General features: G+C 66.8%; 1 protein-coding gene and 1 pseudogene. Both read right to left on the minus strand.

Going from position 1 to position 1,825, the window contains the following annotated elements:
- A pseudogene (locus IJH84_RS28375) lies at positions 1-280 on the minus strand (hypothetical protein); the annotation flags it as partial.
- A 702-nt stretch (positions 281-982) separates the two neighbouring features.
- Positions 983-1,366 carry a hypothetical protein gene (locus IJH84_RS28380; RefSeq protein WP_295151055.1) on the minus strand — a complete coding sequence of 128 codons (384 nt, stop codon included), beginning with the start codon at positions 1,364-1,366 and terminating at the stop codon, positions 983-985.
- Positions 1,367-1,825 lie beyond the last annotated feature (459 nt).

A 1,825-nucleotide genomic window follows, 5' to 3' on the forward strand; every position in this document is an offset into this window, starting at 1 on the left:
GCCCGAAGACAGTGAGCAGCGCGATCAGCGTGGGAAAGATCGCCAAAAACGCGAAGAACGCGACACTGCCGGCCAGCATGTAGATGTTGTCGGCACTGCCGGCTTTCCACGCCCGCAGCAGAATCTGCCCCCAGCCCCGAGCCGGGATCTGCGAGGGCCAGTCGTCCTGCCTTCCCGGACGCGACCCCGAGTCGACGTGCCGGCCTCGATCCGCCTGCTCGGCCGTCTCGTCTCCGGCCATCACGACATTCCTTCCGCCACGCGGGTCGGTGACCCGCATCGAACGACCTGCCCACCAGGTAACTCCACTGGTTCCCGGTGTCCGGTAAGGCGATACCGGTATCGATCACGGGACGCCTCCCGGCCGCGGGCTCATTCTGCGACAGGATCGTCAAGGCGCTGGTTCCGCCGCATCCGCTCTTTGATCTGCCGAATGCGCTGGGCGCCTTCGGGCAGTTCGGTTTGGTGCATGGCGTGCTGCATCGCGTTAAAGGCGTGTTCTATCTCGGAGGTGAAAACGTGGTCGAGCGCGGTCGGCAGTACCCGTTGGACCCGTGGCCGGACCGGACCTGCCCTGACCGAGTACCCACGGGGAGCAGCCCCCCAGGCGCAACGCGGCTGTACGCCCTTGGCCCGTTCGGCGGTGGAACCGCCGGCTGTGCCGCATCTGCGGCAGGGTCCTCACGCATGATCTTCTGACGTCACCCGACTTACCCTCGATCACGGGTGTTCACACACCTCGGCGACGAACGCGGCCGCCGCCTGTCCCGGATCCGGCGCGTCCGGCCGGAAACGCCGGTTGGTGGGCCTCCCGCCCCTGTTCGTGATCAACGTCGTTCGAGCACGCCGCCGAACTGCGTTGCGCCCCACGGTGCCGGAACACCTCGGCAACGACGGCGGGATTCTCGCTCGGCCCGCCACCTGGGCTCCCGGTACCCGAATTGTCCGAAGTGGACTTACTGCGGGCAGTCGCTGTGTTTCGTCATCGGCGACGCCGTTCCAGCACCGTGTCCGGGGAATGCCCGGCGAAGCCGCGGGCGGGTTCGGAATGGTGTTGGTGATCCGCCGGGTCGCCGCGTACGAACGGCCCGACCGGGTTCATCGGTGCACGCGGCTTCGCCGGAGCGCGCAAGCGGAATCCGGGAATCTGCTCGGTCTCGAAACCAGGTGGCAGCGAGACCTGCCGCACCTGGTCGAAGTCAGCGGGGCGGAGCCGGTACAACTGCATGGTCGCCCCGAAGTACTTGCTGGTCTCCCCCACCCATTCCATACCGTTGCGGCGCACGAAGGTGGCGGCGCGCGCGTTGTCCGGCCGGACAACCGCGAACAGCGCATCGACGTCGTGTTGGAAAGCCCACCGCGCCAACGCGTAGTGTTCTCGCTGGCGTATCCCTGCTCCCATGCCGAGGGATGCAAGTGCCGTCCCAGTTCAAGGTCCACTCCTCCGGGGGGCAGCGGCAACAGCGTCGCCCCACCGAGCACCGACGCCAGTGCCGCGGCTGCATCGTCGATTTTCCAGCTTCGCGGCACCAACTGATCCGTCACCAGACGTGCCGCCATACTCAGCAGCCTAGACAGGCTCCCGCACGTTTCGTCGGATCGACGCCGAGACCAGGAGCAGCGCCCGGCTCATCGTGCGCCAAAACGGGCGTGCGCACCTCCAGCCGCCTTGCCTGTTTTCACTCGACACGGCCGCCGGAAGACTGCCGCGCCTCACCCGACGACTCCTCGGAACTCTCGTCCAGGTGCACATCGTTGACCGACATGTTCACTTCCACCATCTCCATCCCGGTCATCTCCTCGACGCTCGAGACGACGTTCCGGC

Origin of the sequence: Saccharopolyspora sp. (assembly GCF_017434145.1) — a bacterium.
In the GTDB taxonomy this organism is placed as follows: domain Bacteria; phylum Actinomycetota; class Actinomycetes; order Mycobacteriales; family Pseudonocardiaceae; genus Saccharopolyspora_C; species Saccharopolyspora_C galaxeae.